19 protein-coding genes are annotated in these 23,818 nt (G+C 65.9%); 18 read left to right on the top strand and 1 reads right to left on the bottom strand.

The annotated features are described in order from the left end of the window. The first annotated feature begins 95 nt into the window (after positions 1 to 95). Together DAD99_RS14270 and DAD99_RS14275 are read left to right on the top strand one after the other, a co-directional pair. Positions 96 to 1,547 carry a glycoside hydrolase family 3 N-terminal domain-containing protein gene (locus DAD99_RS14270; protein ID WP_193342246.1) on the top strand — a complete coding sequence of 484 codons (1,452 nt, stop codon included), beginning with the start codon at positions 96 to 98 and terminating at the stop codon, positions 1,545 to 1,547. Between the two features lie 50 nt (positions 1,548 to 1,597). After that, the gene (locus tag DAD99_RS14275) at positions 1,598 to 2,416 is read left to right on the top strand and encodes a shikimate 5-dehydrogenase (protein ID WP_309233277.1); all 819 of its coding nucleotides are present in this window, start codon (positions 1,598 to 1,600) and stop codon (positions 2,414 to 2,416) included. Between the two features lie 27 nt (positions 2,417 to 2,443). On the opposite strand, the gene DAD99_RS14280 is transcribed toward DAD99_RS14275, so the two are convergent. Continuing rightward, a complete protein-coding gene (locus tag DAD99_RS14280) occupies positions 2,444 to 3,673 on the bottom strand; it encodes a class I SAM-dependent methyltransferase (protein ID WP_193342056.1) in 1,230 nt (409 codons plus the stop codon). A 55-nt stretch (positions 3,674 to 3,728) separates the two neighbouring features. Between DAD99_RS14280 and DAD99_RS14285 the strand changes: the two genes are divergently transcribed. The 16 genes from DAD99_RS14285 to guaA all read left to right on the top strand — a co-directional run bounded on the left by DAD99_RS14285 (position 3,729) and on the right by guaA (position 23,814). Further along, positions 3,729 to 4,112, top strand: coding sequence for a hypothetical protein (locus tag DAD99_RS14285; RefSeq protein WP_193342057.1), 384 nt, complete (start codon positions 3,729 to 3,731; stop codon positions 4,110 to 4,112). Between the two features lie 211 nt (positions 4,113 to 4,323). Beyond that, positions 4,324 to 4,617: a co-chaperone GroES gene (gene groES, locus DAD99_RS14290; protein WP_056344177.1), complete on the top strand. Its 294-nt coding sequence runs from the start codon at positions 4,324 to 4,326 to the stop codon at positions 4,615 to 4,617. 77 nt (positions 4,618 to 4,694) lie between these two features. Then, on the top strand, positions 4,695 to 6,305 hold the full coding sequence (gene groL / locus DAD99_RS14295; protein ID WP_185261169.1) for a chaperonin GroEL: 1,611 nt from the start codon (positions 4,695 to 4,697) through the stop codon (positions 6,303 to 6,305). 169 nt (positions 6,306 to 6,474) lie between these two features. Continuing rightward, entirely contained in the window at positions 6,475 to 7,998 is a 1,524-nt protein-coding gene (locus tag DAD99_RS14300; protein ID WP_193342058.1) for an ATP-dependent DNA ligase, read from the top strand. Between the two features lie 102 nt (positions 7,999 to 8,100). Continuing rightward, on the top strand, positions 8,101 to 9,753 hold the full coding sequence (locus DAD99_RS14305) for a helix-turn-helix transcriptional regulator (protein WP_193342059.1): 1,653 nt from the start codon (positions 8,101 to 8,103) through the stop codon (positions 9,751 to 9,753). A 109-nt stretch (positions 9,754 to 9,862) separates the two neighbouring features. After that, positions 9,863 to 10,216, top strand: a complete 354-nt coding sequence (locus DAD99_RS14310) for a hypothetical protein (RefSeq protein WP_193342060.1) — start codon at positions 9,863 to 9,865, stop codon at positions 10,214 to 10,216. Then, a complete protein-coding gene (locus DAD99_RS14315; RefSeq protein WP_193342061.1) occupies positions 10,213 to 11,319 on the top strand; it encodes an NAD(P)/FAD-dependent oxidoreductase in 1,107 nt (368 codons plus the stop codon). Before DAD99_RS14310 ends, DAD99_RS14315 begins: the two co-directional genes overlap by 4 nt. 127 nt (positions 11,320 to 11,446) lie before the next feature. Continuing rightward, positions 11,447 to 13,489, top strand: a complete 2,043-nt coding sequence (locus DAD99_RS14320; protein WP_193342247.1) for an acyltransferase family protein — start codon at positions 11,447 to 11,449, stop codon at positions 13,487 to 13,489. Positions 13,490 to 13,702: 213 nt separating this feature from the next. Then, on the top strand, positions 13,703 to 15,214 hold the full coding sequence (gene guaB / locus DAD99_RS14325; protein WP_111906560.1) for an IMP dehydrogenase: 1,512 nt from the start codon (positions 13,703 to 13,705) through the stop codon (positions 15,212 to 15,214). Positions 15,215 to 15,257: 43 nt separating this feature from the next. Further along, entirely contained in the window at positions 15,258 to 17,120 is a 1,863-nt protein-coding gene (locus DAD99_RS14330) for an ABC transporter ATP-binding protein (protein ID WP_193342062.1), read from the top strand. Beyond that, a complete protein-coding gene (locus DAD99_RS14335) occupies positions 17,117 to 18,253 on the top strand; it encodes a GuaB3 family IMP dehydrogenase-related protein (RefSeq protein ID WP_193342063.1) in 1,137 nt (378 codons plus the stop codon). The genes DAD99_RS14330 and DAD99_RS14335 overlap by 4 nt, the downstream gene beginning before the upstream one ends. A gap of 136 nt (positions 18,254 to 18,389) precedes the next feature. Continuing rightward, a complete protein-coding gene (locus DAD99_RS14340) occupies positions 18,390 to 20,129 on the top strand; it encodes a glycerol-3-phosphate dehydrogenase/oxidase (RefSeq protein WP_193342064.1) in 1,740 nt (579 codons plus the stop codon). 45 nt (positions 20,130 to 20,174) lie between these two features. Next, positions 20,175 to 20,663, top strand: a complete 489-nt coding sequence (locus DAD99_RS14345; RefSeq protein ID WP_193342065.1) for a PTS sugar transporter subunit IIA — start codon at positions 20,175 to 20,177, stop codon at positions 20,661 to 20,663. Positions 20,664 to 20,774: 111 nt separating this feature from the next. Further along, on the top strand, positions 20,775 to 21,626 hold the full coding sequence (locus DAD99_RS14350) for an SURF1 family protein (RefSeq protein WP_193342066.1): 852 nt from the start codon (positions 20,775 to 20,777) through the stop codon (positions 21,624 to 21,626). Next, on the top strand, positions 21,623 to 22,123 hold the full coding sequence (locus DAD99_RS14355) for a DUF3817 domain-containing protein (RefSeq protein ID WP_185261162.1): 501 nt from the start codon (positions 21,623 to 21,625) through the stop codon (positions 22,121 to 22,123). Before DAD99_RS14350 ends, DAD99_RS14355 begins: the two co-directional genes overlap by 4 nt. A gap of 101 nt (positions 22,124 to 22,224) precedes the next feature. After that, positions 22,225 to 23,814 (top strand): glutamine-hydrolyzing GMP synthase, encoded by a 1,590-nt coding sequence (gene guaA / locus DAD99_RS14360; protein ID WP_185261161.1) that lies wholly within the window; start codon positions 22,225 to 22,227, stop codon positions 23,812 to 23,814. Positions 23,815 to 23,818 lie beyond the last annotated feature (4 nt).

The following is a 23,818-nucleotide window of genomic DNA, read 5'->3' on the forward strand; positions in this document are numbered from 1 at the left end:
CGTCCGCTTCCCCTTCACCTGACACCGGGCTGCTGCCGCTGGGCTGGGGCCCTGAACAGCGGGACCAGGATGCCGCCGCTGCCGCCGTGGCGGCGATGTCGGTGGAGCAGAAAGCCGGTCAGGTGCTGATCCCGATGTATGCCGGTACCGACGCCGAAGCCCAGGCCGCAACCATTGAACGCCTCCATCTGGCCGGGTCCATCATCATGGGCGACAACGTCCCGCTCGACGCCCGCGGTCAGGCGGATCCGGTTGCCATGGCGACGGTCAACGCCCGGCTGGCCCAGTCCACAAAAGCCGACGGCAGGCCCTGGCCCGGGCTCATCGGCGTCGACCAGGAGGGCGGGATCGTAGCGCGGATCGGTGCGCCCCTGACCGAATGGCCAACAGCCTTGAGCTACGGAGCCGCCGCAAATGTGCCGCTCGCCAAGGATGCAGGCCGCGGCCTGGCCGCGGAGATCGGGTCGCTGGGCTTCACCGTGGACTTCGCGCCCGTTGCTGACGTGACCATCGGCCCCGCAGATCCGACCATCGGTGCCCGGTCAATGTCCGGCAACCCGGACGCAGCGGGAGCGCTGGCAGTGGGGTTCTCACAGGGCATGCAGGAGGCAGGCGTCCTGCCGGCCCTCAAACACTTCCCGGGCCACGGCTCCGTGACGGTTGACTCGCACCAGGACCTTCCTGTGCAGCCCGCGGGCATTGCGGAGCTCGAGGCCCGGGACTGGAAGCCGTTCCGGGCAGCCATCGTCGCCGGTGTGCCGATGGTTATGACCGGGCACATCGCCGTACCGGCCCTGGAACCGGGCGTCCCGGCGTCGTTGTCCGGCCCCGCCTACGCTGCCTTGCGCGGCATGGGTTTCAAGGGTGTGGCCGTGACCGATGCCCTCAACATGGGGGCAGTTCAAAAGCAATACCCTGGCGGCTCCGCAGCAACGACGGCGCTGGCTGCCGGCGCGGACCTGCTGCTGATGCCGACGGATGTGGGGCAGGCCCACGCGGCCATCGTGAGCGCCGTGGCGGCCCGAACCCTGCCCGCGGCGCGCCTGGACGAAGCAGCCATCCGGGTGGCCACCATGATGATTTGGCGCGGCCGCGTCACCTCGCCGCCCGCCGGCTCGGCCCCCGCCAGCGCAGCCCCCGGCAGCGGCGGCGATATCTCGGCGCGGGTCTCCGCGGGCGCCGTCACAGTTCTGTCCGGACACTGCGGCGCGCCAATAGTCCAGGGAAGCATCCGGATCGCGGGCGGATCACCGCAAGACAGGGCACGGTTTGAGGCTGCCGCGGCGAAGGCCGGGCTCGGCACCGGGGCGGGCCCACTGGTCAGCCTCATCGGTTACGCCGGCCGTCCGGTCGGGGGCGATATCGCCGTCGCACTGGATGCGCCGTGGCCGCTGCAGGATTCCAGCGCTCCGGTGAAAATTGCGCTCTACGGCCGGACACCGGGTGCCTTTGACGCCCTCGTTGCCGTGCTGGCAGGCAAGGCGACTGCACCGGGAAAGCTGCCCGCCGCCGTCGGAAGCTATCCGGCCGGGACAGGCTGCCCGTAACTTGGCCCGCAACACATCGCCGAATCGGTCAACGGCGGTTTAATGGACAGGTGCCCATTCTAAATAAAGACATGACCTTGTGTATTTCGCTGTCGGCCCGGCCCAGCAATAACGGGACGCGGTTCCACAACCACCTGTACGACCAGCTGGATCTGAACTGGATCTACAAGGCCTTCGCCCCCACCGACCTGGCCCAGGCGATCGCCGGCGTCAGGGGCCTGGGCATCCGCGGCTGCGCGGTGTCCATGCCGTACAAGGAGGACGTCATGGCCCTCGTGGATGAGCTGGATCCCTCCGCCAAAGCCATAAATTCGGTCAACACCATCGTGAACACGGACGGACGTCTGTTGGCCTACAACACCGACTACACCGCCATCGAACAGCTCCTCGCCGGCAACGCCGTCCCTGCGGATTACTCGGTGCTGGTCCAGGGCGCCGGCGGCATGGCCAAGGCCACCGTCGCGGCCCTGCGCGACGCCGGCTTCACGGACGTCACGGTCATCGCCCGGAACGAAGACGCCGGCCGGGCGCTCGCTGAGCAGTACGGGTTCCAGTGGCGGGCAACGCTCGACGGCGGCACCGCGGACCTGATCATCAACGTCACTCCCATTGGTATGGCGGGCGGTCCGGAGGCGGACTCCCTGTCCTTCCCGGAAGATGCCATCGCGGCAGCCAAAGTGGTGTTCGACGTTGTGGCGCTGCCCGCCGAGACGCCGCTGATCAAGGCCGCCCGGGCCGCCGGGAAACAGGTGATCACGGGCGCAGAGGTGGCCACCATCCAGGCGCTCGAGCAGTTTGTGCTCTATACCGGCGTGCGGCCCACCGACGAGCAGGTCCGGGCCGCCGAAGACTTTATGCGCGCCCAGTAGGGCCCGGTCTCGGGAGCGTTGGCTGCCTCAGGCTGGTTCCACCGAGATGGCCACCCGATCCTCCCCAATACGGGTCAGGACCAGGGTGGCTGTTTTTTGTCCGGCCTTCTTGCCGGCACCTTTGTTGCCGGCGAACAGCTGCTTGCGCAGTTCCTCCGGGGTTACCGACGTGCCGCGCTTTTTGATGTCCAGTACCGTGATGCCGTTCTCCTTCACCCAGGCCTTCAGTGCCTTGACGTTGTACGGCATCACCTCCAGGACCTTGTACGCCCGGGCGAAGGGCGTGTCCACCAGTTCCGGAGCGCAGATGTAGGCGATGTGCTCGTCCAGCAGGTGCCCGCCCAATTGCAGCGCGACGTCGGCCACCAGGCCGGCGCGGATCACCGCACCATCGGGCTCATACAGGTAGCCCGCAGCCGGACCCACCGGCGCCGCGGGACCGCCGTCGAAGTCGTCAGCGCTGGTCAGCTCGGCGGCACCCTGCGGGCCTAGCAGCAGCGCGGCCCGGCGGATTCCGGGCCGGCGCACGGAGTTGAACCACAGGGCCACCTCGGTGACGTCGCCGCCCACCGATATCCACTGCGCCTCGCAGCCAGCGGGAACCGACTCGTGCGGCATGCCGGGGCCCATTTTGACGCCAACGGCGCGCCCGGTGGCCGCGAGTGATTCCACAAATGACAGGGGCGGTGAGAACGCCTCAGGATCCCAGATCCGCTTGGTACCCGAGGTGGAGGTGACGCGGCGTGCGGGATCCAGCCAGACGCCGTCGACCCCGTCCAAAGGTAGGGTGGTGGCGTCCGAATGCACCACCGTGGCGTTGGGGAAGGGGATCAGGTTGACCGTGGCGCAGGCGGCGGTGGTTTCGTCCATTTCCACAGCCGTGACCGTGATGTCCATTGAGGCCAGGGCCAGGGAATCCGCGGCAAGGCCACACCCGAGGTCGGCCACATGGCGGACGCCGGCCTGCGCAAAGCGCTCGGCATGCCTTGCCGCGACCGTAAGACGCGTGGCCTGTTCCAGCCCGGCCTGCGTGAAGAGCATGCTCCGGGCGAACTCGCCGAACTTCAGCTCGGCCTTGGTGCGGAGCCGGGACTGGGTGAGGACGGCGGAGACCAATGCAGGGGAGTGGCCGGCCTTGCGGAGGGCCGCGTTGAGCTCGAACGCCTTGTCCTCCCGATACGGGCCCAGGGACGCCAGGAGCTCCCAGCCTTCGCTCGTGAGCAGTGGGGCGATCTGGTCCTGCGGTGCTTGAGCCATGGGTTCAAGCCTAGTGGAGGTGGCCCGGTGGCCAGATCCCGCTAGGGTTGAAGGCATGGAAGACAGCGCAGGCACCCAGCCGTCCGGACTACCCCAAGCCAGTAAACCGGACCTGGTGAAGTTCGCCCGCCCCGCGCTGATTGCAGGATCCGCAGTGGCCGTTGTCTGCGTCGCACTGCTCGTGATCATCTTCTTCCTGGACACGTTCAACGCCACTGTCTACTCAGTGGGCGGCAAGAACATCCAGGACGCCACGGACGAAGCGGGGGAGATTCGCGGGCTCTACGCCGGGGCACGCGTAGGCGGCATCATCCTGCTGGTGGTCTCACTGCTGGCTGCCGTGGGCGGCGCCGTGGTGCTGTATCTGCGGCGGGGCACAGCCGATGAAGGGGACGACGGCGACGAGGACGTCGATCTCGAGGACCTCACCGGCCGGTAACAGGCTGTTCGCCTGAGACATAATTCTGGCACTCGCCTTGACCGAGTGCTAACCAAAACATAGAGTCATCATTAGCACTCTCCCTAGGAGGGTGCTAACACATGACGAGCTGCCAGCCAGGCTGCTGCCGGCACCGCGACGACGGTTAGCCAGCCACGGCGAAACAGCTCAACTGTCCACAAATTTCGCTGACGTAGAAGGAGAGGTCCGAGTGTCGGTCTCTATTAAGCCTCTTGAGGATCGTATTGTTGTCCGCCCGCTCGAAGCCGAGCAGACCACGGCTTCCGGCCTGGTTATCCCGGACTCCGCACAGGAGAAGCCGCAGGAGGGTGAAGTTGTTGCAGTAGGCCCCGGCCGCTTCGAAGACGGCAACCGCGTCCCTGTCGACGTAGCCGTTGGCGACGTTGTTATCTACTCCAAGTACGGTGGAACCGAAGTCAAGACCGGTGGCAACGAGTACCTCGTGCTGTCCGCCCGCGACGTTCTGGCGATCGTCGTAAAGTAACTCTTTGGATCCCCGTGCCGCTGATCATGCATTCCGCTGGTCAGCTGTGCGGGGTTCTGTCTTGAAAGGACAAAACCATGGCAAAGCAGCTTGCGTTTAACGACGCTGCCCGCCGGTCGCTTGAAGCCGGCATCGATAAGCTCGCCAACACTGTCAAGGTGACGCTCGGCCCCCGCGGCCGCAACGTTGTCCTCGACAAAAAGTGGGGGGCACCCACCATCACCAACGACGGCGTCACCATCGCGCGCGAAATTGAGCTTGATGACCCGTACGAAAACCTTGGCGCGCAACTGGCCAAGGAAGTCGCCACGAAGACCAACGATGTTGCCGGCGACGGCACCACCACGGCCACCGTGCTCGCCCAGGCCCTGGTCAAGGAAGGCCTGCGCAACGTTGCGGCGGGCGCCGCTCCTGGCCAGATCAAGCGCGGCATCGAAGTTTCCGTAGAAGCCGTTGCAGCCCGCCTGCTCGAGAACGCACGCCCGGTTGAAGGCACCCAGGTTGCCAGCGTTGCAGCCATCTCGGCCCAGAGCGACGAAATCGGCGAGCTCCTCGCCGAGGCATTCGGCAAGGTCGGCAAGGATGGTGTGATCACCATCGAGGAGTCCTCCACCACGCAGACCGAACTGGTCCTCACCGAAGGCATGCAGTTCGACAAGGGCTACCTGTCCCCGTACTTCGTGACCGACTCCGAACGCCAGGAGGCCGTCCTCGAAGACGCCCTTATCCTGATCAACCAGGGCAAGATCTCCTCTGTGCAGGACTTCCTGCCGCTGCTGGAGAAGGCGCTGGCGAGCTCCAAGCCGCTCTTCATCATTGCGGAAGACGTTGAGGGCGAGGCCCTGTCCACGCTGATCGTCAACCGCATCCGCGGCACCCTGAACGTTGTTGCCGTCAAGGCTCCGGGCTTCGGCGACCGCCGCAAGGCCATGCTGCAGGACATTGCCACCCTCACCGGTGCGCAGGTCATCTCCGCGGAACTGGGCCTCAGCCTGGATTCGGTAGGCCTTGAGGTGCTGGGTACCGCCCGCCGCATCACGGTCACCAAGGACAACACCACCATCGTTGACGGCGCCGGTTCCGCAGAAGACGTCGCAGCCCGGGTTTCCCAGCTGCGCGCCGAGCTGACCCGCACCGACTCCGATTGGGACAAGGAAAAGCTCCAGGAACGCCTGGCCAAGCTGGCCGGCGGCATCGGCGTCATCAAGGTCGGCGCAGCCACCGAAGTTGAGCTGAAGGAAAAGAAGCACCGCATCGAAGATGCAGTGTCCTCCACCCGCGCTGCCCTCGAAGAGGGCATCGTGGCCGGTGGCGGTTCCGCTTTGATCCACGCGCTGAAGGCCCTCGACGAGGATCCTGCAGTCAAGGCCCTCGAAGGCGACGCCGCCGCTGCTGTGGGCATCGTCCGCCGCGCGCTGGTGCAGCCGCTTCGCTGGATCGCCCAGAACGCCGGTTTCGATGGCTACGTTGTCACCGCCAAGGTTGCCGAACTCGAAACCAACAATGGCTTCAACGCCAAGACGGGTGAGTACGAGGACCTGATCGCCGCCGGTGTCATCGACCCGGTCAAGGTCACCCGTGCAGCCCTGCGCAACGCGGCATCCATCGCTGCGCTGGTTCTCACCACCGAGACCCTCGTAGTGGAGAAGCCCGCAAACGAAGACGAGCACGCAGGCCACAGCCACTAGTTCCCGCGTCTCTTCATAAAAAACCGGTCCAGCCTTTGCTGGGCCGGTTTTTTGTGCTCACAGCCCACCTGCGGCCCGCTTTGCCGCCCTATGCGCCCGGCATGTCCGTGCGCGTTTCATGGCAGCGGATGGAGGAGGACGCCGTTGCCGAACGTGGCAGACTGATGCCATGTTGCTCGATGAGCTCGTGAAAACCTCGGATACCGTCGCGTCCACCCGCTCCCGGCTCGCGAAGGTCGACGCACTGGCCGATCTCCTGCGCCGGCTCGAGCCAGTGGACATCGCGACGGCCGTCGGCTTGCTTATCGCCCAGCCTCGGCAAGGCCGCGTCGGAATCGGCTGGCGCGGCATGACGGCAGCCATGGGAGAGCCGGCCGCCGAGCCGAGCCTGACGGTGGCCGACCTCGACGCTGCCCTGGACCGGCTGCTTGCCACCTCAGGCGCTGGATCAGCCGCGGAGCGCGCCGCGACCCTCCGGATGGTCACTGCGGCGGCCACCGAGCGTGAACAGACCTTCATCGCCGGCGTGCTGCTCGGTGAACTGCGAACGGGTGCGCTTGAGGGCGTGCTGACGGAGGCTGTTGCCCGCGCCGCCGATCGGCCCGTCGACGCCGTACGCCGCGCCGCGATGCTCTCCGGCAATCTCGGCGAAACCGCCCTGCTGGCCATCACGGGTACGGCGGCCGAGCTTGACGACGTGGGCCTCGTCGTCGGCCGTCCCGTGCAGCCCATGCTCGCCGCAACGGCGGCCAGTGCCAGCGCGGCGTTTGAGGTAACAGGGGAAGCATCCGTGGAATACAAGCTCGACGGGGCGCGCATCCAGGTGCATCGCGCCGGCGACCATGTGCGCATTTACACGCGCACCCTGGCCGAGGTGACCCACCGGCTGCCCGAGGTGGTGGAGGTGGTGCGCGGACTGCCGGTACGTGATGTGATCCTGGACGGCGAGACCCTCGCCCTCGACGAGGACGGCGGCCCCCGACCGTTCCAGGAGACCATGTCGCGGTTCGGGGCGGATGCCGTGCGCGCTACAGTGCTGCATCCGTGGTTCTTCGACGTGCTGCACATTGACGGGCGCGACCTGCTTGAGGAGCCGCTGTCGACGCGCATCGGCGTGCTCGAGCACATCGCCCCCGGGTACCGGATCCCGGGGGAGATCACGGCGGATGCGGCCGTTGCTGAGAGGGTCTCGCGCGATGCGCTGGCCGCGGGCCATGAGGGCGTGGTGGTGAAGGCGGTCGGATCGGCCTACGCGGCCGGCCGGCGTGGCTCCAACTGGATCAAAGTGAAACCGGTGCTCACCTACGACCTGGTGGTGCTCGCCTGCGAATGGGGATCGGGACGCCGCACCGGGCTGCTCTCGAACCTGCACCTGGGAGCCCTCGACCCGAGCGGCGAGTTCGGCGAACCCGGCGGCTACGTGATGGTGGGCAAGACCTTCAAAGGCCTCACCGACGCGCTGCTGGGCTGGCAGACCGAGAGGTTCCAGGAACTTGAGGTGCGGCGAACGGCGGGCACCGTCTGGGTTGAGCCCATCACGGTGGTTGAGATCGCGATCGACGGCGTGCAGCAATCCTCGCGGTATCCGGGCGGAATCGCGATGAGGTTCGCACGCGTCAAGCGTTACCGCGACGACAAAACGGCGGCGGAGGCCGACACCATTCAGACGCTCCGCGCGCTGCTGCGTTCGTAGGTTGTGCCGGTTCTCGAGCGGGCGTACCGTGGCGCTTAGGCACCGTCTCGTCGAGCGTGCGGCGGCCAACAGGTGGGGCGGTTGATATCCGAAAGGGGCCAGATGTCAGCTGAAACAGGCATTGACCGGGGAAGGTCAGCCTTCCAGGAACATCGCTGGACCGAGGCGTACCAGAACTTCCGTGAAGCCGACAAGCGCGGTGGGTTGCTGGCAGCCGACCTCGAACGGTTGGCCACGGCCGAAGTCCTGACCGGCGAAATCAGCACGGGGATGCAGACACTCACCCGTGCCCACGAGGAGTACCTGGTGATGGGCGACGTCCAGAGCGCCGCGCGGTGCGCGGGCTGGATGGGCATGCAACTGATGTTCCTGGGGGAGCAGGCTCGGGCCGGAGGGTGGTTGGCGCGCGGCCAGCGGCTCGTGGATGAACTGGCCGAGCCGGGCGCCGTGCAGGGCCTCCTGCTCCTCCCAGAGGGCTTGGGCAAACTTTACAGCGGTGATCCGGCGGGCGCGCTTCAGGTCTTCTCCCGCGTCGCAGAGTTCGGCCAGCGGTTCCACGACAAAGACGTGTCCGCGCTGGGCCTGCTCGGCACAGGCCAGGCCACGCTGATGCTTGGTCACCCTGAGAAGGGACTCAAGATGTTCGACGAGGTCATGGTGGCCGTCACGGCAGGTGAACTCTCCCCGGTCCCCTCAGGGATTATCTACTGTTCAGTAATCGGCAACTGCCATTTGGCCTTCGACCTGGAGCGGGCCCTGGAATGGACGGCGGCCCTCGATAGCTGGTGCAGTGCACGCCCTGACATGGTGTCATTCAGCGGCCAGTGCCAGTCACACCGCGCCGAACTCTTCATGCTCCACGGGGCCTGGGCCGAAGCACTGATGGCCGCCGCGGCTGCGCAGGGACTTTCCGTAATGGGTGATCCCCAGGCGTTTTACGGAGGCTACTACCAGCAAGGAGAGGTGGAACGGCTGAGTGGAAGACTGGACGACGCCGAAACTTCCTACCGGCAGGCTGCCCGCTCTGGCTATGAGCCACAGCCTGGCCTCGCGCTGCTCTGGCTTGCCCGTGGAAATGCGCAGCAGGCGCAGGCGATGATCCGCAGGGCAGCCGGCGCGGCAGACGTCGCTACCCGCCGGAACATGTTGCCGGCACTGGTGGAGATCGAGCTTGCCGCTTCCAACCTGGAAGCCGCGCGGCGAGGTGTTCAGGAGCTGGAAGCCCTGGCCCGAGAGTGCCAAATGCCCATGATCAGGGCCGTTGCCGGCCAGGCGGACGGGGAGTTCCGGCTCGCCGACGGCGACCCCTCCGCGGCCCTGAAACCGCTCCGTGAGGCGTGGATACTGTGGCAGGAGCTGGGTGTGCCGTACGAAGGGGCGCGCTGCCAGGCGCTGGCGGGTCGCGCCTGCCGCGTGCTCGGTGATGAGGCCTCTGCGCTGATGTACCTGGAGGCACCCCACGCCGCGCTCCTGGACCTGGGTGCGGCGCCGGCCGCAGCCTGGGCCGCTTCGCTGCTGCACGAAGAGATGGTGGACAGCGGGGCCACTCCCGTCTCCGCGGGTCCTCTCACCCGCCGCGAGCTTGAAATCCTTCAGTCGGTGGCAACCGGAAAGGGCAACCGGGCCATTGCCGGCGAGCTGTACCTGAGCGAGAAGACTGTGGCCCGGCATGTCAGCAACATTTTCCTGAAACTGGGCCTGTCTTCACGGGCAGCCGCCACCAGCTACGCCTACGAACACGGACTCGCGGGCTGACGTCCTACGCAGTACCTCGCCGGCTACATAGAAATACCCAGCTGCGCGTGGCCCACTTTGCATGATTCGGCCGACGCGGCCACCACGGCCGCGGCCATAGCCTCAAAGCATGAACCTTCCAGTCCTCGCCGGCACACTTTCGACGGTGCTCTTCGCCGCCGGAATGCTGCCGATGCTGGTCAAGGCGGCCCGGACAAGGAACCTGGCGTCCTACAGCCTCGGGAACCTGATGCTGACCAACATTGCCAACGCCGTCCACTCCGTGTACGTCTTCAACCTACCCGCCGGACCCATCTGGGCCCTGCACCTGGCCTATCTCCTGGCATCCGCGCTGATGCTGGCATGGTGGCTCCGGTACCGGGAAGCCGGACAGGGCAGCGATGACGCGCACGGCCGGGACAGCGGACCCACGGAAGGTTCTGCCATCACCATCCCCATGGAAAGCAAAGGAGAGCAGCCATGAACAACAGCGACGTGACCGGCACGCTGGACACCCTGATCATCGGTGGCGGGCAAGCAGGCCTTGCCCTGGGCTACTACCTGAAAGCGCAGGACCGGACGTTCCTCATCCTGGACGCGAGCCCCCGAACCGGGGACGCCTGGCGCCAGCGTTGGGATTCACTGCGGGTCTTCACGCCCGCAAAGTACGACGGACTCCCGGGCCTTCCCTTCCCGGCGGACCGACTGTCCTTCCCCAGCAAGGATGAGGTGGCCGGATACCTTGAGGGGTACGCCGCCAGGTTCGACCTGCCCGTCCTTAACGGGGTCCGGATCGACCACCTGTGGCGGGAAGATGACCGTTTCTTCGCCGCTTGCAACGGCCGCCGCTGGGAGGCGCATAACGTTGTCGTCGCCACCGGCTGCAGCCAGGCGCCAAAGATACCGGACTTCGCCGCCGAACTGGACCCCGCCGTCGTCCAGTTCCATTCCAGCGAGTACCGCAATCCCGGGCAGTTGCAGGAAGGACCTGTCCTGGTAGTGGGGCTGGGGAACTCGGGAGCGGAGATCGGCCTCGAAGTCTCCCGCAGCCATCCCACTGTCCTGGCCGGCAAACCCGGCGGTGAGATTCCCGTAAAGCACGGCCCGACGGCGGCCCGGTACTTCCTGCCGGTGGTGCGGTTCGTCGGACTCCACGTCCTCACCCTCAATAGCCCGATCGGCCGCAAAGCGGCACCGTCCTTCAAAACACACGCGGCGCCGCTGATCAGGACGAAGTCCAAAGATCTGGCCGCCGCAGGCGTCAGGCTTACGCCGCGGGTTGCCGGGGTTGAGAGCGGGCTTCCTGTCCTCGCGGACGGGACCCTGTTGGAGGTCTCAAACGTGATCTGGTGCACAGGATTCCGGGATGACTTCAGCTGGATGGATCCGGCAATGCTCGACGGCGACGCGCTGCCCAGGCAGCGGCGCGGAGTGGCCCTGGATACTCCCGGACTGTTCTTCCTGGGCCAGGAATTCATGTACGCGGCGGCGTCGGCGACACTTCCCGGAGCATCCCGTGATGCGCGCTATCTGGCGGCGCAGATACCTGTTCCGTCCCGCCGCGTAGCGGCACGCGCAGCGACCTGAAATGCCCCACGGGGCCGGACCCTGATTGGCCATCGGCCCTGCGGCTCCGTAGGCTTGATGCTTTGCTTACCCGCTTGGAGAGGTCTCTGTGTCCAGTGCACCAGCCGAGGCTGCCCCGCGCCCTGCGCTGGACGCAAAGACCGGCACGCGGACGCCCGTCCGGAAACTGACGTTCCGTCCCGAAGTCCAGGGCCTCCGCGCGCTCGCCGTACTGATGGTGGTGACTTACCATGTGTGGCTTGGCCGGGTGTCCGGCGGGGTGGATGTCTTCCTCCTGATCTCGGCCTTCCTGCTGACGCTGTCCTTCGTCCGGAAGGTGGAAGCCGGGGCCTCCCTCAATCTCCTCCGGCACTGGCTGCACCTCTTCAAACGGCTGCTGCCCGCCGCCGTCGTGGTAATCCTCGGGGTCCTGGCAGGCACCTGGCTCATCCTCCCGCAAGGCCGCTGGCCCGTAATCCTGGACCAGGCCTGGGCGGCGCTGCTGTACCGGCAGAACTGGCTGCTGGCGGACACCGCCGTGGACTACTACGCCCAGGACCACGCCGCGGCGAGCCCCCTGCAGCACTTCTGGTCCCTGTCCATCCAAGGGCAGGTCTTTATCCTGTGGCCGCTCGTCTTTGCCGCTTCCGCTGTACTGTGGCGGCTCCTCCGGCACCGGTACAACGCCAGCTATCGGGCCGTGGTGGCAGCCGCGTTCGCCGGGATCCTCGTTGCCTCGCTCGCGTTCTCTATTGACCAGACGGCCACGAACCAGGCGTACGCCTACTTCGACACCCGGACGCGGCTTTGGGAATTCGCGCTGGGCTCGCTGCTGGCGCTTGTCCTGCCGTACCTGAAACCAGGGAAACTCCTGCGTGTGGTGCTCGGCTGGGCCGGCCTGGTGGCCATGGTCTCCTGCGGTCTGTTGCTGACCGTGGACCGGGCGTTCCCCGGTTTCGTGGCGCTGTGGCCCACGCTGGCTGCCGCGGCGATCATCGTGGCTGGACAAAGCGGGAGCCCGTACGGCGTGGACCGTCTCCTGAGCTGGAAGCCGCTGGTCTCGCTGGGCGACAACTCCTACGCCCTCTACCTGTGGCACTGGCCCGTCCTGGTGCTTGCCCTGGCAGCTACCGGCGTCGAGGCGCCCACCCTCATCCAGGGCGCGGCAATCATCGCCGCCTCGGTGTTCCTGGCCGTCCTCACCACCCGCTTTGTGGAAAAACCCCTCCGGGAGTGGCGCTGGCCGCAGGTGCGCACCTGGCGCACCGCCGTCGTCGTCGTTGCCAGCTGTGCCCTGCTGGCCGGACCGGTGGCGGTCTGGCAGACGAGCCTCACAGCGGAGGAAGCCGCCACTGCCGCCCAGCCCCGCGAGCTGACGCCGGGAGCCGCCATGCTGGCCCCCGGCAACGCCGGGGCGTCCGCTCCGCAGGGGAGGATCATTCCGGGGCCCGCGGCGCTGGACAACGACTGGGCCGGCATAGATGCGCCCTGCGTCGGTCCCAACGCCACCGAAGACCCTGTGCTGGAAGGGTGCCGGCAGGCGCTCCCCGAAGGCGACCCCACCAAACGGATCGTTGTCCTGGGCGACTCCCATGCCCAGCAGTATCTTGCCGCCCTGGCTCCCATCGCCGAAGCCCGCGGCTGGGAGCTGGTCACCCTGCTGATGCCGGCCTGCCGGTTCGGGGCCGAATCCGCGACCCGGAACGCCGAGTGCAACGCCTACAACCGGGCCAGCGCAGCGTACGTGCTGGAACACCGGCCCGATGCCGTCTTCACCGTGGCCACCCTGACTCATGAGGAAGCACCGTTCGAGACCGAGGTGCCCGCGTACCTCGAAGGAATCCAGCCCATCGCGGACGCCGGCATAGAGATCGTCGGTATCCGGGACAACCCGCGCTTCACCATCAACATGCCCGAGTGCGTCCAGCGCCACAGCTTGGACGCCCCGGCCTGCAACCCGCCGCTGAACGAATCGCTGGCGGAGCCGTCCCCGCTGGACAGTTACCGCGGGAAAGTGGACGGGTTGTACCTGATGGACCTTAGCGACTTCATCTGCGCCGGCGGTATCTGCCCGGCAGTGGTAGGCAACGTCTACGTGTATAAGGACGACAACCACCTCAGCAGGACGTATGTGGAAAGCATGATTCCCATGTTTGAGGACCGGCTGCTGGCGGCGACGGGCTGGAGCTGACGTGCGCCCTGCGTGCCGTTGCTCACAATGGACTCCCGGAATAGGGGGATCGGCGTCGAGGTTCTAATATTTATTCAAAGCTTTCTGCACGGTGTCCGCGCATGAGGCACCCGCATGTACTAAGGCCCTGCACGGACCAGTCCCGTAATGACGGGCTGGTCATTAGCTGCAACCCCTACCCGTGACCCCATAACCAAGGTAAGAGGCGCACTCATGACCCAGCCCGAGCACAATCCTTTCGGCTTCATCGGCCTGACCTACGACGACGTCCTGCTCCTTCCGGGCCACACGGATGTCATCCCGTCCGAGGCTGACACGTCATCGCGGATTTCGAAGCGGATCACCGTCCACACACCGCTGCTGTCAGCGGCTATGGACACGGTCACCGAATCCCGGATGGCGATTGCCATGGCGCGCCAGGGCGGCCTCGGTGTGATCCACCGCAACCTGTCCATCCAGGACCAGGCGGACCAGGTGGATCGCGTGAAGCGCAGCGAGTCCGGGATGATCACCAACCCGCTGACCATCGGCCCTGAAGCAACGCTGGCGGAACTGGATGAGATCTGTTCGCAGTACCGGGTTTCCGGACTCCCCGTTGTGGACGAGGGCATGCGGCTCCTCGGCATTGTCACCAACCGCGACACCCGTTTTGTGCCCGAAGCCGACTTCCCGCTGCGGTTGGTCAGCGACGTCATGACCAAGATGCCGCTGATCACCGGTCATGTGGGCATCAGCCGTGAGGAAGCCTCCCACAAGCTGGCCACAAACAAGATCGAAAAGCTTCCGCTCGTTGACGAGCAGGGGCGGCTCAAGGGCCTCATCACCACCAAGGACTTCACCAAAGCAGAGCAGTACCCGCTGGCCACGAAGGATGACGAGGGCAGGCTCCGCGTAGGTGCCGCCATCGGCTTCTTCGGTGACGGCTGGGAACGCGCCATGGCACTCGTCGACGCCGGCGTGGACGCATTGTTCGTTGACACCGCCAACGGCCACTCCCAGGGTGTGCTGGACATGATCCGCCGCCTGAAGTCCGATCCCGTCACGGCGCACGTGGACATCATCGGCGGCCAGGCTGCCACCCGCGAAGGCGCCCAGGCCCTGATCGACGCCGGTGCCGACGGCATTAAGGTGGGCGTGGGCCCCGGCTCCATCTGCACCACCCGCGTGGTGGCCGGCGTGGGTGTCCCGCAGATCACCGCCATTTACGAGTCCGCAAAGGCAGCCATCCCTGCCGGCGTACCGTTGATCGCCGACGGCGGCCTGCAGTACTCGGGCGACATCGGCAAGGCGCTGGTTGCCGGCGCCGACACCGTCATGCTGGGTTCCCTCCTGGCCGGGTGCGATGAGTCCCCGGGCGAGCTCATCTTCGTCAACGGCAAGCAGTTCAAGAGCTACCGCGGCATGGGCTCGCTGGGAGCCATGCAGTCCCGCGGCAAGAACACGTCCTATTCCAAGGACCGCTACTTCCAGGCGGACGTCTCCGGTGATGACAAGCTCATCCCCGAGGGCATCGAAGGCCGCGTCGCTTACCGCGGCCCGCTCGCCTCAGTGGCGTACCAGCTGGTCGGCGGCCTCCGCCAGACCATGTTCTACACCGGCGCGCCAACCATCCCGGAGCTCAAAGCCCGCGGTAAGTTCGTCCGCATCACCCCGGCCGGCCTCAAGGAATCGCACCCGCACGACATCCAGATGACTGTGGAGGCCCCGAACTACGGTTCGCGCTAATCCCCACCGGCGTGGGTCCACAGCTGGGAACTAGGCTGAAGCCATGTCCCATCCACGCCATCCCGCCGAGCTGAACCAAAAAAAGGACCCTCAGCGGCGGTTGGCCCTGAGGCCTTACGCCCGGGCTGTGGCGCAGGTGCTGCGGGTCAGCTTCCGGGCCTCGCCAGCCGCCGTCGTGATGAAAGTAATCGGTTCGCTCATTTCGGCGACGCTGCCATTGGTGACCACCTACTTCGCAGCGCTGTCCACCACGGCGCTGGCGGCCGCTTACTCCGGTGATTCCGCAGCAGGCCAGCAGGCCATTGTGTACGTCATCATCACGGCTGCCCTGGGGCTCTTCTGGGGCGGCTTCAGCAGCGTGGACCGCTACATCCAGCAGCTCATGAGCTTCAAGGTGGGCGCCATTGTGGGCGACCAGATGTATGAGCGCTTCCTGGCCCTGGAGTTCTGGCGGTATGACGATAAAGTAACCGTCGACCTCTACGACCGGGCCAAGCGGTTCTCCGATTCCTATGCGCGCGTGCTGGACCGGATCGCCGCCATCTTCACCCAGCTGGTCTCGGTGATCCTGGCCGTGGGAGCCCTGCTTCTGGTCAGCTGGTGGATTGCGGTGATTGTCCTGGTGGCCATCGTGCCCAGCGTCTACCTGCAGTTCAAGCTCTCGCGCGAACAGATCGCCCACTGGAACACGCAGGTGGACTCCCGCCGGCAGCGGCGGATGATCGAAACCAACCTGCTCCGTCCGCAGCACATCGCCGAGATGCGGCTCTACGGGATTGTCGGTTACCTGATGGATCTCCGCTCCCGGCTGCGCGATGCTGATGAGCGGCGCCGCCTGGACTTCCAGAAGCGCTACATTCCCAAGCAACTCGCCGCCGAGGCCCTGCAGTACGGCGCCGAGGTGATCTCCCTGATCTGGGTGGTGGGCCAGATCATCGTCCGCGCCCAGCCTGTTGGCCAGTTCCTCTATGTCCAGCAGATCGTCAGCCGCGCATTGTCCACAGCCAACAGCCTGGTCTCCTCCCTCAGTTCGATTGACGAGGACCTCGCCAATCTCAAGGACTACGAGCTGTTTATGGCCATGCTCGTGCATTCGGACCATTCGCCGCCGCTGCTGCAGGCACCCAAAACAGTGGAACTGCGCGACATCCGCTTCACCTACACAGGCAGCGACACCGAGGTGATCCGCGGCATCAACATGACCATCCACGAGGGCCAGCACATCGCCGTCGTAGGTGAGAACGGGGCCGGAAAGTCCACCCTGATCCGAGTCCTCGCCGGACTCTACCGGCCGGACTCAGGGCAGGTAATGCTCGACGGCGTCGATCTGGCTGCCGTCGACGTGAAGTCCTGGCACCGCCACCTGGCGGTGCTGAGCCAGGAGTTCCTGAAGTACGAGTTCGCCACTGCCGCCGACAACATCCGCTTTGGCGACGTCGAGTCGCCCCGGGATGATGAACGGATCCGCCGGGCGGCCAGCGACGCCGAAGCGTTGGAGTTCATCAATAAGCTGCCCAACGGCCTGGATAACTACGTCAGCAACTGGATGGAGGATCCGCGCGGCCGGAAGGGGAGCGGGCTCTCCGGCGGCCAGTGGCAGCGGCTCGCGATGGCCCGGAACTTCTACCGCAACGCCACCTTCATGGTGATGGACGAGCCGACATCTGCCATTGACGCGCTGGCCGAGCACCGGATCTTCACCCGGCTGTTCGCGGACCGCAGCAGCACCATCATTGCCATCAGCCACCGGCTCGCCACCATTGAGAAGGCCGACATTGTCTACATGCTCGAAGACGGTCAGATTGTGGAACAGGGGACGCACAAGGAGCTGGTGGCCTTGCGCGGCCGCTACTTCAGGATGTTCGAATCGCAGTTGACAGCCGTGGAGGATAACCTAGAGCAGTGACTTACGAGATCGAGATCGGCCGTGGCAAGCGTGGGCGTCGTGCCTACTCCCTGGATGACATTGCGATTATCCCCAACCGTCGTACCCGCGACCCCAAGGACGTTTCCGTTTCCTGGCAGATCGATGCCTACAAGTTCGACATGCCCGTGATTGCCGCCCCCATGGATTCGGCCATGTCCCCGGAGACGGCCATCGCCTTGGGCCGGCTGGGCGGACTCGGCGTGCTGGACCTCGAAGGCCTCTGGACCCGCTACGAGGACCCGCAGCCCGTCCTCGACGAGATAAGCGCCCTCCAGGACGAGGTCAACAGCCCCGTGGTGACCGGCCGGATGCAGGAGCTGTACCGTGCCCCCATCCAGCCGGAACTGATCACCTCCCGCCTCGCCGAGATCCGCGCGGCCGGCGTTACGGTGGCGGGCTCACTGACCCCGCAGCGCACCCAGGAACACTACAAAACCGTGGTGGCTGCCGGCGTCGACATCTTCGTCATCCGCGGCACCACAGTGTCAGCCGAGCACGTCTCGAAAGACCACGAACCCCTGAACCTCAAGCAGTTCATCTACGAACTGGACGTCCCCGTGATTGTGGGCGGCGCGGCCGGCTACACGCCCGCCCTGCACCTCATGCGCACCGGCGCCGCCGGCGTCCTGGTCGGCTTCGGCGGCGGAGCCACCGCCACCACCCGGCGCGCCCTGGGCATCCACTCGCCCATGGCTTCCGCCATCTCCGACGTCGCGGCCGCCCGCCGTGACTACATGGACGAGTCCGGCGGACGGTACGTCCATGTCATTGCCGACGGCGGCATGGGCACCTCCGGTGACATCGTCAAGGCAATTGCCATGGGCGCCGACGCCGTGATGCTGGGCAGCGCCCTCGCCCGCGCCGAAGAAGCCCCCGGCAAGGGCTGGCACTGGGGCCAGGAGGCCCACCACCTGGAGCTTCCCCGCGGTGACCGCGCCAACGTCGGCACCGTCGGACCGCTCGAAGAGGTGCTTTTCGGGCCCGGCCATCACACTAACGGCACGTCCAACCTGATCGGCGCACTCCGCCGTTCGATGGCGACCACCGGCTACTCGGACCTCAAGGAATTCCAGCGCGTCGACGTCGTAGTTTCTCCATACACCGGTAACTGACAACCTCAAACAGTGAGCGGCGGATACCGCTGACGTCATCCGGAGCGCCTCCGTCGGTGGACCCTGCCCTGCCCAACCGGGCAGCAAAGAAGTAGTGTTGATGAACTACCGGCAGCAGCGGCAAGGGAGGCGTTCAGTGAACAATGTTCCAAACGAAGGCGGGGTCCTTGGTCCCGCGGCCAGGGAAGCATCGATCGCCAGGCTCAGGGCTACCTCGGAACCCGGCAACGAACTGGACATCCTGATCGTCGGCGGTGGCATCGTGGGCGCCGGGGCGGCGCTGGACGCCGTGACCCGAGGCCTCAGCGTGGGGATTGTGGAGGCCAGCGACTGGGCGGCCGGCACGTCGTCGCGTTCTTCCAAGCTGATCCACGGCGGCCTGCGCTACCTGGAGATGCTGGATTTCGGGCTGGTTAAGGAGGCGCTGCACGAACGCGGCCTGATTCTTTCGGTCCTGGCACCGCATCTGGCCCGGCCCGTGCCGTTCCTGTATCCGCTGACCAAACCGTTCCTCGAGCGGCCCTATGTGGGCGCCGGGATCGCACTCTATGACGCCATGTCCATTAGCGGCGGGCACAGCCGCGGCGTGCCGTTCCACAAGCACCTCAGCAGGCGGGGCACCCTCAGAGCCGCCCCCAGCCTGAAAAAAGACGCCTTTGTGGGCTCCATCCGCTATTACGACGGCCAGGTGGATGACGCCAAGTACGTGGCAAACCTCGTCCGGACGGCCGCACACTACGGCGCCCATGCGGTGAACCAGATGGCGGTGGTGGACTTCCTGCGGGAAGGTGAACGCGTGGTGGGGGCAAAAGTGGTCAACCACGAGGACGGTACACACTTCAACGTCAAAGCCAAGCAGGTCATCAACGCCACCGGTGTATGGACTGACGAAACCCAGGCGATGGTCACGGACCGTGGGCAGCTCAAAGTCCGGGCGTCCAAGGGCATCCACCTCGTAGTGCCCCGCGACCGGTTCCAGTCCACGGTTGGGCTGATCCTGCGCACCGAAAAGTCCGTGCTCTTCGTTATTCCGTGGGGCAGGCACTGGATCATCGGCACCACGGACACTGAGTGGAACCTCGACAAGGCCCACCCGGCGGCCTCCAGCAAGGACATCGACTACATCCTCGAGCACGTCAACCGGGTCCTGAAACGCCCGCTGACCAGGGAGGACGTTGAAGGCGTCTACGCCGGGCTGCGCCCCCTCCTGGCGGGGGAGAACGATTCCACGGCGAAACTGTCGCGTGAACACATCGTGGCCCACCCCGTACCGGGCCTGGTGGTGGTGGCCGGCGGCAAATGGACCACCTACCGGGTTATGGCCAAGGACGCAGTGGACGAGGCCACCCGCACCATGGATGAGCGGGTCCCGGCGAGCTGCACCGAAACCATCCCGCTGCTCGGTGCCGGCGGATTCAAGGCCGCCTGGAACCGCAGGAGCAGGACCGCCGAAGAGTCCGGCGTACACGTGGCCCGGGTGGAGCACCTGCTGAACCGCTACGGGTCCATGACTCCGGAGGTACTGGACATCATCGCCCGGAATCCCGAATTGGCGGAGCCGTTACCGGGTGCTGACGATTACCTGCAGGCCGAAGCCGTGTACGCCGCAACCCACGAGGGCGCCCGGCATGTCCATGACGTCCTGACCCGGCGGACACGCATCTCCATCGAGGCCTGGGACCGTGGTGTATCGGCCGTGCCGGTTGTCGCTAAACTTATGGGCGAAGTCCTTGGCTGGAGCGATGTACAACGCGAAAGCGAAATAAAGCACTACATAGCACGCGTTGAAGCTGAACGGCTGAGCCAGCAGCAGCCGGACGACGAATCCGCAGACGCCGCACGGGTGGGTGTGGAGGACATTGTCCCTTTGCGCTGAGGCGGCACCGCATACCAGCATTTCTCCTGACTGAAGGGATACGCCTTGGCGGAACCACTTGACCGGTACGATGCCGATCTCACCACCTCCGATCTGGTGATTCTGGAGTTGGAAGCAACGGGCAAGTCGGACGCCGCGGCGCAACTCGCAGAACGTCTCTTCGCCGCCGGGCGCGTCACAGACCTGCCGCGGTTCCTGGAGCACGTCAACGCCCGCGAACACCAGCTCGCCACCGGCCTGCCGGGCGGGATCGGTCTCCCGCACGCCCGCAGCGAATTCGTCTCGCGGACGTCCATCGCCGTGGGCATCACCAAGTACGGCCACTCCCTGGACTTCGGTGCCGCTGACGGTCCGGCCACCGTCATCCTGCTGATCGCCACCCCGGCAAGCTCGTTTTCCGATCACCTCGAAGTCCTGGCCACGCTGGCGCGCTCCCTGTCCAAGGAATCCTTTCGGGAGTCGCTGCGCCGGGCCTACGATGCCGAAGTCATCGCCGAACTCATCAACTCCAGCCTGGTGTTCTTCGACCACTGAGATTGGGGCAGGCCCTTTCGTGTCGACTCCGTCGCCACGTAGGGACCCGGCTGCCCCACTCTAGGTGTGGGCTATTAGTTGTTCTACAGAGGAACGAAGTACGGTTAAGACGTGTGGAAAACAGCCCTTAAGCCCCGATGGATCGCAGGCCTGGTCTTCGCGATCGTTGTCTCCGGGGTGTTTGTCCTGCTCAGCCAGTGGCAGTTCGGGCGCTCCACGCAGCCCGAGGTTGCGGTGAATCCCGACACCGAGGACGTGAGGGTGCTGACGGAGACGCTTGTCCCCGGATCATTCTTCCCCGGGTCAGTGTCAGACCAGATGGTCTCCGCCGAAGGAACCTACGACCCCGCCAAACAGGTTCTGGTGCCAGAACGCCTGAAGAATGGCGAGAACGGCTACTGGGTGGTTTCCGCCTTCGCCGTGACCGGAGCGCCCGCGGTCACCGGTGTCGCGGCTTCCCCGCAGACCTGGATTCCCGTAGCCCGCGGCTGGGTGGCAGATCCCGACGACGCCGGCGCACCGCCGTCGGGCATTGTGAACCTGACCGGACGGCTGCTGCCGTCTGAATCGCCGCTGCCGTCCACCGCGCCGGACGCCGGACGCGCCTCTGCCGTGTCGGTTGCCGAACTCATCAACTACTGGCACATCAGCATGTACCCGGGATTCGTGGCCGCGACCTCGGAACTGGCGGCCGGGTCCGACCTGTCCGCGGCGGCCGTTGACGGAGCCCTGAAGCCCTTGGAAATCGGTCCCCAGCCGCCCGCCCAGCAAGTCAACTGGCTCAATCTCTTCTACTCGCTCGAGTGGGTGGTGTTCGCTGGCTTCGCCCTGTTTATCTGGTGGCGCCTCGTGAAGGACGACTACCGGCGGGACCTCGAAGAGGAACTCGACGACAATCCTCACCATGATGCTCCGCCCGCCGAAGCAACCTCTGAACAGCTCCAACAAAAGGTAAAGCCATGATCGAACCGAAACCGGCCATCCAGCAGGGACCTGCGCAGGGCAAGGGCAAGAAGCGCCGCTTCGGCGGTACCGAGCGGCAGATCCGTTCCGCCCTGAAGTTCTACAAGGTGCTGGCGTACCTCACCGGCGCCATGCTGCTGCTGCTCTGCGCCGAACTCATCGCACGTTACGCCTTTGGCCAGTACCTTTTTGCCGGCGGCACCAGCGCCGGCACGGGGCAGCCGTTCGGCCTGGGTTTCGCCGACGCCGAGCCCAAGGGCGTGGAGGGCGGCGTGAACATCTCCGTCGCCGTGCTGATCCTCCACGGCTGGATGTACGTGGTTTACCTGATCTCCAACTTCCGCCTGTGGTCGCTGATGCGGTGGCCTTTTATGAAGCTGATCCTCCTGGCACTGGGAGGCGTGGTGCCTTTCCTTTCCTTTATCGTGGAGAAGAAGTTCCACGCCGAGGTGGAGGCTGAACTGGCGGCGAACCCCCAGGCCACACAGCGCTACTGAGACGGCGTAAACGGGAGCGCCGCCGGGACGGGGAGAGTCTGCTCCGTCACAGCGGGGCCCGCCAAGGTGCGGCAGGGCGACCACGCAAGTAGGCTAGTGCGGTGACTACTCCCACTGCATCCCAGACTTCCCAGAAGCCGGTGCTGGTTGTTGACTACGGTGCCCAGTACGCGCAGCTGATTGCCCGCCGCGTCCGGGAAGCGAATGTGTATTCGGAAGTGGTTCCGCATACCTTCACCACCGAGCAGCTCCTGGCCAAGGACCCCGCCGCCATCATCCTTTCCGGTGGTCCCTCCAGCGTTTACGCGGACGGGGCACCCGCCGTCGGCGCCGACCTGTTTGAGGCCGGCATTCCGGTCTTCGGCATCTGCTACGGCTTCCAGGCCATGGCCAATGCCCTGGGCGGGAAGGTCGACAAGACCGGCCTGCGCGAGTACGGCTCCACCGAAACCACCATCCTCGGTGAGGGCCGCTCCGTCCTCGAAGGGATGCCGCAGCACCAGAACACCTGGATGAGCCACGGCGACTCTGTGCACGAGGCCCCCGAAGGCTTCGAAGTGCTGGCGACGACGGCCGGCGCTGAAGTGGCTGCCTTCGCCAACGAAGAGAAGGCCCTCTACGGCGTGCAGTGGCACCCCGAGGTCAAGCACTCGGCCTATGGCCAGCAGGTGTTGGAAAACTTCCTGTTCAAGGGCGCAAAGCTGGAGCCCAACTGGACCACGGGGAACATCCTCGAGGAGCAGGTGGACCGGATCCGTAAGCAGATCGGCGACGCCCGGGTTATCTGCGGGCTCTCCGGCGGCGTTGACTCTGCCGTTGCGGCGGCGCTCGTTCAGCGGGCCGTTGGCGACCAGCTGACCTGTGTGTTCGTTGACCACGGCCTGTTGCGCGAAGGCGAAGCCGAACAGGTGGAACGCGACTTCGTTGCCGCCACCGGCGTCAAGCTGTACGTAGCCAACGAGCAGGAGCGTTTCCTGTCGGCCCTGGCCGGCGTCAGCGATCCGGAAACCAAGCGTAAGATCATCGGCCGCGAGTTCATCCGCGCGTTCGAAGAGGCCGAGCTGGCCATCATCGCCGAGGCCGCGGCCCACGGCGAGAAGATCAAGTTCCTGGTCCAGGGCACGCTGTACCCGGACGTCGTCGAATCCGGCGGCGGCGAAGGTGCCGCGAACATCAAGAGCCACCACAACGTCGGTGGCCTTCCCGAGGACCTGCAGTTCGAACTGGTTGAACCGCTCCGCGCACTGTTCAAGGACGAGGTCCGCGCCGTGGGCGCCCAGCTGGGCCTGCCACAGGAAATCGTCGGGCGCCAGCCGTTCCCCGGCCCCGGACTGGGAATCCGCATCGTCGGCGACATCACCCAGGAGCGCCTGGACCTGCTCCGCAAGGCAGACGCCATCGCGCGTGCCGAGCTGACCGCAGCCGGGCTGGACAACGAGGTGTGGCAGATGCCGGTAGTCCTCCTGGCCGATGTCCGCAGTGTCGGCGTCATGGGTGACGGCCGCACGTACGGCCACCCGATTGTGCTCCGTCCCGTTTCGTCCGAGGACGCCATGACGGCGGACTGGTCCCGCCTGCCGTACGATCTCCTGGCCCGGATTTCGAACCGGATCACCAACGAGGTGGAAGGCGTCAACCGGGTGGTGCTGGACGTGACCAGCAAGCCGCCGGGAACCATCGAGTGGGAATAGCAGT

This window comes from Pseudarthrobacter sp. AB1 (assembly GCF_014926485.1).
Lineage (GTDB): Bacteria > Actinomycetota > Actinomycetes > Actinomycetales > Micrococcaceae > Arthrobacter.